At 46.6% G+C, this 9,232-nt stretch carries 10 protein-coding genes; 8 read left to right on the forward strand and 2 right to left on the reverse strand.

Features of this window, described 5'->3' with window-relative positions:
• The 4 genes from hisS to der form a co-directional block, all read left to right on the forward strand.
• Positions 1–1,137, forward strand: a 1,137-nt coding sequence (gene hisS, locus JKY90_01695; GenBank protein MBL4850982.1) for a histidine--tRNA ligase, incomplete at its 5' end; no start/stop codon positions are given.
• A gap of 43 nt (positions 1,138–1,180) precedes the next feature.
• On the forward strand, positions 1,181–1,855 hold the full coding sequence (locus tag JKY90_01700) for a tetratricopeptide repeat protein (GenBank protein ID MBL4850983.1): 675 nt from the start codon (positions 1,181–1,183) through the stop codon (positions 1,853–1,855).
• Positions 1,852–2,991, forward strand: a complete 1,140-nt coding sequence (gene bamB, locus JKY90_01705; GenBank protein MBL4850984.1) for an outer membrane protein assembly factor BamB — start codon at positions 1,852–1,854, stop codon at positions 2,989–2,991. Before JKY90_01700 ends, bamB begins: the two co-directional genes overlap by 4 nt.
• Positions 2,992–3,069: 78 nt before the next feature.
• The gene (gene der / locus JKY90_01710; protein MBL4850985.1) at positions 3,070–4,473 is read left to right on the forward strand and encodes a ribosome biogenesis GTPase Der; all 1,404 of its coding nucleotides are present in this window, start codon (positions 3,070–3,072) and stop codon (positions 4,471–4,473) included.
• Positions 4,474–4,551: 78 nt separating this feature from the next.
• On the opposite strand, the gene JKY90_01715 is transcribed toward der, so the two are convergent.
• Positions 4,552–5,424 carry a peptidoglycan DD-metalloendopeptidase family protein gene (locus JKY90_01715; protein MBL4850986.1) on the reverse strand — a complete coding sequence of 291 codons (873 nt, stop codon included), beginning with the start codon at positions 5,422–5,424 and terminating at the stop codon, positions 4,552–4,554.
• 25 nt (positions 5,425–5,449) lie between these two features.
• Between JKY90_01715 and JKY90_01720 the strand changes: the two genes are divergently transcribed.
• Together JKY90_01720 and JKY90_01725 are read left to right on the forward strand one after the other, a co-directional pair.
• Complete coding sequence (locus tag JKY90_01720; GenBank protein ID MBL4850987.1) at positions 5,450–6,004, forward strand: DUF1415 domain-containing protein; 555 nt, start codon at positions 5,450–5,452, stop codon at positions 6,002–6,004.
• 128 nt (positions 6,005–6,132) lie between these two features.
• On the forward strand, positions 6,133–6,552 hold the full coding sequence (locus JKY90_01725) for a DUF3597 domain-containing protein (protein ID MBL4850988.1): 420 nt from the start codon (positions 6,133–6,135) through the stop codon (positions 6,550–6,552).
• Here the strand turns inward: JKY90_01725 and JKY90_01730 are convergent.
• Positions 6,549–7,928: an exodeoxyribonuclease VII large subunit gene (locus tag JKY90_01730; protein ID MBL4850989.1), complete on the reverse strand. Its 1,380-nt coding sequence runs from the start codon at positions 7,926–7,928 to the stop codon at positions 6,549–6,551. The genes JKY90_01725 and JKY90_01730 overlap by 4 nt on opposite strands.
• 607 nt (positions 7,929–8,535) lie before the next feature.
• On the opposite strand from JKY90_01730, the gene JKY90_01735 reads away from it, so the two are divergent.
• On the forward strand, positions 8,536–8,670 hold the full coding sequence (locus JKY90_01735; GenBank protein ID MBL4850990.1) for a TfoX/Sxy family DNA transformation protein: 135 nt from the start codon (positions 8,536–8,538) through the stop codon (positions 8,668–8,670).
• Positions 8,671–8,706: 36 nt separating this feature from the next.
• The gene (locus JKY90_01740; protein ID MBL4850991.1) at positions 8,707–9,216 is read left to right on the forward strand and encodes a lipoprotein signal peptidase; all 510 of its coding nucleotides are present in this window, start codon (positions 8,707–8,709) and stop codon (positions 9,214–9,216) included.
• Positions 9,217–9,232: the final 16 nt, after the last annotated feature.

A 9,232-nucleotide genomic window follows, 5' to 3' on the forward strand; every position in this document is an offset into this window, starting at 1 on the left:
ATAGTTGAAAAAACCGAGCTATTTAAGCGTGCAGTCGGTGAAGTGACGGATATTGTCGAAAAAGAAATGTATACCTTTGAAGATCGTAATGGCGACAGCTTATCATTACGACCTGAGGGTACAGCAGGTTGTGTACGTGCTGCGATTGCAAATGGTTTGCTACATAATCAATTACAACGCCTTTGGTATAGCGGCCCTATGTTTCGCCACGAGCGGCCACAAAAAGGCCGCTATAGACAGTTTCATCAGTTGGGTGTCGAGGCGTATGGTATGGCAGGCCCTGATATTGATGCCGAGCTTATTATGCTTAGTGCACGGCTTTGGCAAGAGCTGGGCATCGAGAGCCTAGAGTTACAGATTAACTCACTGGGTTCACTGCAAGAGCGTGCCAGCTATCGTCAACAACTCATGCAGTATTGGCGTGATCACCAAGACCAGCTCGATGAAGATGGCTTGCGTCGTATGGAATCAAACCCATTACGTATTCTTGATAGCAAAAACGCTGATATGCAGGAAATCATTGTTAAAGCGCCGCAATTAATTGATGCCTTGGGTGAGGAATCACGCCAGCATTTTGATCAATTTAAAGCCTTGCTTGATGGTGTTGGTATTGCCTATCGCGTCAATCCGCGCCTGGTGCGGGGGTTGGATTATTATAATGCAACTGTATTTGAATGGGTGACAGATCAGCTTGGCGCGCAGGGCACGGTTTGTGCCGGTGGCCGTTATGATAGCTTAGTGTCACAATTGGGTGGGCGTGAAACAAGCGCCGTTGGTTTTGCTATTGGTCTGGAGCGTTTGCTTGAACTTGTACGTCATGCCAATGACGAGGTAGCACCACAGATCGATGTTTGTCTGGTGATGGTAGGTGATGCGGCGCAGACTACGGGTTTAGTGTTGGCAGAAACTCTGCGTAATGATTTGCCAACATTACGTTTGCAAAGCCTTTGTGGTGGTGGCAGTTTTAAAAGCCAAATGAAGCGAGCAGATAAATCTGGTGCACGTGTGGCCTTGATCTTGGGTGATGATGAAGTGAGTACAGCAACCGTCAGCATCAAATTTTTACGTGAAGATAAAGCGCAACAGCAACTCGCACAACCAGCGATTGCTCAGATATTAATAGACTTATTCGGGTAGGATTTTAGAACATAATCAAATTAAAACTATTAAGGAGAATCCGGTGGCGGCACATCCCGGTGAAGACGAACAACTTGACGCACTAAAAAAATGGTGGAATGAAAATGGCACAGTAACCATTATTGGTTTTGTCGTCGGTATCGCCGCATTATTTGGTGGACGCGCCTGGTTTGACCATAAACAGGTAACATCTGAGGCCGCTTCATCTGAGTTGGCGCTGTTGTTAAACGAACTTAACGTTGGTGATAGCACGAGTATTACAGAAAAAGCCGACGACATTCTGAGTGAATATAGCAGCAATAGTCAGGCAGGGTTTGCCAGTTTGATTAAAGCCAAAGTATTAGTTGGCTCAGGCGAGCTAGAAGAAGCCAAGAGCGTACTACAATCTATTATCGATAAGCCGGCGATTGAAGGTATTGATGAACTGGCACGCTTGCGCTTAGCGCGCATCCTGGTATCAGAATCAAACCACGACCAAGCCCTTGGCTTGATGAGTGGTAGCAATCCTGCATTTGAACCACATTACCAAGAATTGCGTGGTGATATCTACCTTGCTCAAGGTGATGTTGGCAAAGCACGTCAAGCCTACCAAAGTGCATTGGCAGCACCTTCAGTGCTTGCCAGTGATCAACATGTGCGTATGAAGTTAGAGAGTCTTGGCGAAAATGACGAAGACAAAACGGCACAAGAAAATAGCGACGAAGGTGAAAACAGTTGAGAGTTTTAGTGGTTTTGTTGGTTACTGTCGCTCTGGTAGCCTGTGGAACAAGTAAAAAGCTAGCGCCGCCAACCCCGCTTAGCAAAATCCAACAAAGTGTTGACACGCGCAAGCTGTGGTCGTCATCACTACCGAGCAAAGCCAAACAAAGCTTTGCTCGCCTGAGACTTGAAGTCGGCAGTAATGTTGTTTTTGCGGCAACTGAAGCGGGTTACGTTGCCGCTTTTTCGCGTGATAAAGGTAAAAAGCTTTGGCGTGTTGATACCAAGCTCCGTTTAGGTGGAGGTGTTGGCGTTGGCGAATCACATATTTATGTTGGTAGTTACGAAGGGGATGTTCTAGCATTAAACCGAGACAACGGCGAAATTGCTTGGCAAACCAATGTCGCCAGCGAAGTATTGGCCGCACCACAAGAAGATAATGGTGTCGTGGTGGTGCCGACATCAGATGGTCACCTTTATGGCCATCGTAGTGACAATGGCCAACGTATCTGGACCCATCAACGCCAAACGCCGGCATTGATATTACAAGGGGCGAGTGCGCCAGTATCTTTGGGTGACCGTGTACTGTCCGGTTTTGCCAGCGGCCACCTCGACATGTTGAATATTGCCGATGGCAAATTAATTTGGAGTGTCACAGCTGGCGTACCACAAGGACGTACTGAGCTTGAACGTATTGTTGATATTGATAGTGATATTGTTGTCAATAAGGGTATTATCTATGTTGCCTCCTACCAGGGGCGTGTCTCAGCATTGAGTATGGACAGTGGCCGCCCACTCTGGTCACGTGAGTTATCCTCTTATGCTGGTTTAGCCGCCGATGACAACGCGCTTTATGTCAGCGATGCAGACGATAAGGTCTGGGCCTTAGATCTTGGCACAGGTGCGTCCCTCTGGACGCAAGAAAAACTTCAACGTCGCTCAATCACCGGGCCTGTATTACACGGTGACTACGTCGTAGTCGCTGATTTTGACGGCTATATACATTGGCTAAGTAAAATCGATGGTGCCTTTGTATCGCGTCGCCGTGTTGCTGGCAAAGGTGTTTTAAGTACACCGACAGTTGTTGATGACACTCTGTTCGTTTTAGGTAAAAACGGTAGCATTCATGCCGTTCAATTACATTCCCCTTCGTAGGGCTTGTTAACAGGCTCTAGTTTAGATTGACACTGTGGCCCGCGTGGCCTGGATTGGCCACTTGGTACACTATTTCATATGAAACCTGTCATCGCCCTTGTCGGTAGCCCTAATGTGGGTAAGTCGACTTTATTTAATCGTTTAACCCGTAGTAGAGATGCCTTAGTGGCAGATCAGCCAGGCTTAACACGCGATCGCATCTATGGCGTGGGCAAGTATGACGATCGCAGCTTCATCGTGATCGATACGGGTGGTATCAGCGGCCAGCAGGAAGGGATTGACGGCTTAATACTAGACCAGGTCTGGAGCGCTATTGAAGAGGCCGATATTGTTTGTTTTCTCACTGATGGCCGAGCTGGCCTTAATGCCGCAGACGAAGTTATCGCACAACAATTGCGTCGCCGTGGTAAACCAATTCAGTTAGTGATTAACAAGGCAGAAGGCTTGCCCTATGATCGTACCGTTAGCGATTTTCTTGCGCTGGGTTTTGGCGAGCCAGCTGTGATTGCCGCTGCGCATGGTCAAGGTGTGAGAGATTTATTATCGACAATTCTTGCTGATTTTCCTATTGATGAGGAGAGCGATGATGACGCTGAAGACAGCGGCCCGCGTATTGCTGTTGTCGGTCGGCCGAATGTCGGTAAATCAACGCTGATTAATCGTTTGTTGGGCGAGGATCGCGTTGTTACCTGTGACATGCCTGGCACCACCCGCGACAGCATCACTATTCCCTTCGAACGTGATGGTAAAGCCTATACCTTAATTGATACCGCTGGTATTCGGCGCCGTAGCCGTGTCGATGATATGGTTGAAAAATTTAGTGTCGTTAAAGCATTGCAGGCGATTGCAGACAGTAACGTCGTTATCAGTGTGATTGATGCACAAGAGGACATCACCGACCAAGATGTACGCCTGCTTGGCCATGCCTTAACCGCAGGTAGAGCCTTGGTCATTGCAGTGAACAAGTGGGATCATTTACCAAAAGACAAACGTGAAAGTATTCGTACTACCTTGAGCAGAAAACTCACCTTCGTCGATTTTGCTGATATTCATTTTATCTCTGCGCTACATGGTACGGGTGTTGGTGGCTTGATCACTTCGATTGATAAAGCCTACGAAAGTGCCATGAAGCACTTTGCAACCCCTTTATTAACGAAACTGCTCGAAGACATGGTGATTCAACATCAACCGCCGATTGTACGTAGTCGCCGCATTAAACTGCGTTACGCCCACCAGGGTGGTCGTAACCCACCCGTTATTGTCGTTCACGGTAACCAAGTTGAGCGTGTGCCAGCCAGTTATAAACGTTATTTATCCAATACCTTTCGTAAATTACTGAAGCTGCATGGTACCCCTTTGCGCATCGATTTTAAGGGGCATGAAAATCCGTATAAGGGTAGACGCAATACGCTTACGCCAAGGCAAGAATATAAGCGTAAACGCTTAATGAAACGGGTCAAAAAGAACGCCAAGAAAAGATAAAATCAAAACAGCCTTGCCTTTTAGGTGGAAGGGACTTTATGGATAAATTATGGCTAGCCGTAGTGTGTGAAGGTGCGCTTATTCCTCTTTCTCTAAAAACAATATCGGATCAACCCGCACACCATTAAGGCTCACGCTCCAGTGTAAGTGCGCGCCTGTGACACGGCCGGTTTCGCCGACTTCACCAATGATATCGCCACGCCGTAACTCATCACCGTTAATGACATTAATTTTACTCAGATGGCAGTACATCGTCACTAAGCCTTGGCCGTGATCAACAAACACCGTATTACCATTAAAAAAGAAATCACCCGATTCAATGACAGCACCCTTGGCGGGCGCGTAAATCGGTGTGCCTGTTGCTGCGGCAATATCCAACCCGCTGTGTGGGTTACGTGGTTGATCATTAAAAAAACGTTTTAAGCCAAACGGGCTACTAAACAGCCCGTCAACCGGTTGTTCAAACTGCATATTGATATCACTACGGTTTGTCCACTTTGAAAATGCAGCACCAATCAATTTTCGTTCTTTGGCAATACGCTCAAGGTCATTTTTATAAGGGTTGACCTGACGTTTATTTTTTAGCGTAATACGTTGTTCGCGATAACTTTTATCTACAACGTTAAAGGAAAGCTTTTTAGTTTCACCATTTTTGTTTTTATAGCTTAGTGATTGTGTGCCGGGTGTCGTATTCAAGCCTAGACCGACTACGGCATACCATTGATCACCATCTACCACGGTCATCACTCGTTTTTTGCCAAATCGAACCTGACTAAAATCGACATCATCGCTAAGTGCAATAACCGCAACACCACCAGGCACTGCATTGGCCTGCGGCAGGTTAGTGGCGAAAGAGACAGTGCTGCTGGCCATCGCTAATAATAGTAATGCGATAGAATAACTAAAACGGCAGAGAGAATGCTTTGTTGATACACTGATATTCAAGTTCATAATAGTTTGACCAAGCCTTCAATTCATGGAACACGATAAAATAATTATAACAGTAAGGCATTGGCTAGAGGCCCTGGTTGTGGGATTAAATCTTTGCCCCTTTGCCAAGCGTGAATTAGCGAGAAATCGAGTACGTTTTACTGTGTCAGACGCGATAACTGAAGAACATTTATTGCAGGACTTGCAGAATGAGTTGCAGTTGTTGGAGGCCGATACCGACATTGAAACAACCTTGTTAATTCATCCTCAAGTGTTACTGGATTTTTATGACTACAATCAATTTCTGGATTATAGCGATGGTTTGCTGAAACAAATGGACTTGGTAGATGTTTACCAAGTTGCCAGTTTTCATCCGCACTATCAGTTTTTCGGAACCCAGCCCGATGATGTAGAGAACTATACTAATAAGAGTCCTTACCCTCTCTTGCACTTGCTTCGGCAAGATAGTCTGGCACAGGTCATTGCCAACTACCCGGATTCTGATCAAATTCCAGAGCGGAATATAGCGCAGTTAAAAGGCTTGGGTCTGGATAAGGTGCAGGCTTTATTTCAGGTCTCAGTTGATACTGTAGAAGAATAATAAAAATGACATAAATGATCTGTAGGGGGCATGTTGCGCAACAATTATTTGGTTTGCTCTGTACTCTAATGGCTTGTACTATTGCGAGTGATGCAGTTATTAATCCAACCACTTAAAGGGGAAAGTATATGAGTATTTTTAGTTCTATTTTAGCTAAAATTGGTTTTGGTGATGATAAAAAAGAAAAGAGTATTGCCAGTGTAATGAAGGTGGCTGCGACTGCGGTACCAGCGACTACAGCAGAGGTCGCGCCAGCAGTAGAGGCTGTAGTGCCTGTAGCGATGAACTCGGTAGATGTTGTTGCCAAACTGGAAGGCTTGGCCAGTGAGAGCTCACAACAGCTCAATTGGAAAACTTCTATTGTCGATTTGCTAAAATTATTGGGTCTGGACAGCAGCTTTGGTGTGCGTAAAGAATTGGCGGTTGAGTTAGGTTGCCCCGATGACAAAATGGCGGATTCAGCACAAATGAATATGTGGTTGCATAAGACAGTGTTACAAAAGTTGGCAGATAATGGTGGTAATATCCCGGCAGATTTACTGAGCTAATTTTTTAATCTTTTAACGACTTTACAGCGCAGGCTGCCTTGGTGTAGCCGCGCATCGATTTCATTGCCTGGTTCCACCATCGCAGCATTGGCTATCACCTCATTTGAATTAGCTTGTGTCACGATGGCATAGCCGCGACTTAGCGTGGCAAGCGGGCTGACGGTGTTAAGGTTATGGCTGGCATGTTGCAAACGTTGCTTGGCTGATTTGAATTGTTGTTGGTAAGCTAGATGAAGGCGCGAGTGTAACGACTGCTGTTGTGTGCGCCAATGTGGTAGGCGGTAGATTGGGTTTTGTTGCATTATGCGCTTGCTTAGCGCAATCATACGTTCGTTAAAATAACGTTGCGTGTGTCGCTGAGAGCTAACCAAACGTTGTTTGATCTCGACTAGGCGCTGTTGCTGTAAGCGTAACCATTGTCCTGGGTGACGCTGTGCTAAACGTCTTTCGAGCCAGTCTAATTGTTGCTGCTGTGTTTGCAGCAAGCCTTTCATTAAGCTGAGCAAGTTTTGTTGTGCAAGTTTTAACTGCTGTGATAATACGTTCTGGTCAGGTGTGATGAGTTCCGCTGCAGCTGATGGCGTTGGTGCCCGTTCATCAGCAACAAAGTCGGCAATAGTAAAATCGACCTCGTGACCGACACCGCTAATCAACGGAATATGACAGTCAAATATTGCCCGTGCCACCACTTCTTCATTAAAGGCCCAGAGGTCTTCGAGCGAGCCACCACCGCGACTGACAATAAGCACATCACATTCGTCGCGCTGTCCGGCGACTTGAATGGCGTGCGCGATTTTCGCGCCAGAGCCTTCACCTTGCACGGGTGTCGGGTAGACAATCACCGACGTGAGAGGAAAGCGCCGTTTCAGCACACTGAGAATATCGCGCAGTGCAGCACCTGTTGGTGAGGTAATCACCCCGATTTGCCTGGGTATTTGCGGCCACGCTTGTTTGTGTTCATCGGCAAACAGCCCTTCGTCATAAAGACGTTGCTTAAGACGCTCATAGGCTTGTTGCAGTGCGCCAGCGCCAGCCTCTTCCATGCTATCGACGATGAGCTGGAAATCACCACGACCAGGATAGAGACTCACACGTGCGCCGACTTTAACCAGCATGCCATGCTCTGGGCTAAAGCGTAGGTGGCGATTATTGCCGCGAAACATCGCGCAGCGAACCTGGGCACGATCATCTTTGAGCGAAAAATAGAGATGACCCGAGGAGGGCCGTGCCAGATTAGAGATTTCACCTTCGACCCAAATCGAGGGAAAATTTGACTCTAATAGAGCCTTGGCCTCGCCATTAAGCTGTGATACCGAATAAACGGCCTCTGCGAAGGGCTTATCAGCAGAGTCGTTGTCAAAATCAAATTTATCCATGTTAGGGAACCTCTGATGTGTCATGCAACACATATTTTGCGCCTGAACCCTATCAAATTAAGGGCAGCTCTGCTGCCACCAATCTTACTACCCCAAGAGTACTTCCTCAAGAATACTACCGCGTTCCTTCAGGGTGCAATAGCCCCGCTATTGGCATCTCGATCTGAAAAATTTCAGACACAATCTCGCTGTCGCAGACACATCAGAGGCTTCCTAGCTATGATAGCGCTCTTTGCTATCGCGTGAAAGCATGTAAAGAGCCATAATGCTGTATAAATATACAGCAATAAAGGCTAGATACACGGAACACTCCATATATCTTCCTGACTAAAATATGAGAAACTAAAAATTAATAAGGTAAATTAATAGGTTAGTAGATTCGTGGTAGGTATTATCTTGCCGTAAACAATAGTGAGATAAACTAGCCTATTCCGTATTTTGTCCTAGCATTGCTTGTGTTAATCTTAGCTAAAACATTGAATCATAGTTATTAAATTCAATATTTATACGAAAGTTAGCAAGTGATACATAGTCAGGTGATATACGGAACGTTCCATAGAATAAACTGTTATGTTTCATCCAGCATTAAGCCATGGTTAGCAAACCTATGTGTGGATTAAGAAATATTGGTAAAACTGTGTCTACTCGACTACACGGAATTGGCATTACTAATGAAGCTGAATTGAAAAGATTAGGGGCAGAAAAAGCCAAGCTAAGGATTTCAGCAGGCTTGGCGAAGTAATGCGGAGCTGCAGCGACTTCTTCAAGGAGAAATGCAATGAGGTCGTCTCCTAGATCACCTCTTGTTGCTCCTGGGTTCTGGTGGATGCTATCGCTAGCCATTGCCTCGGCCGACCTAGCGTTGAAAAGCGCAATTACGGGTTCGCTCCCGGTCGGCACCGTGATTCCTCTCACCCCGTTCTTCAACCTGGTTCACTTCTGGAATACCGGTGCAGCGTTCAGCTTCCTGGCTGACGCGGGTGGTTGGCAGCGTTACTTCTTCATTGTCATAGCTTTGGTCGTTTCGATCGTGCTGGCTCTGATATTGCGTAAACGCAGAGCCAAAAGCGAAGCCCTAGGCTATAGCCTTATCTTGGGCGGGGCAGTTGGGAATCTGATTGATCGCGCATTTCGAGGCCATGTAATCGACTACCTGGATTTTTACTGGCTGTCCTGGCATTGGCCTGCGTTTAACCTGGCGGATATTGCTATCGTCGGTGGCGCCGCCATGTTGATCCTGAGCAGTTTGCTAAGCCCAAATGCGGAAGCCGGCCGAGTCAACGAATGAAAGGCTCGCTCTCAAC

Source organism: Gammaproteobacteria bacterium (assembly GCA_016765075.1).
GTDB lineage: Bacteria > Pseudomonadota > Gammaproteobacteria.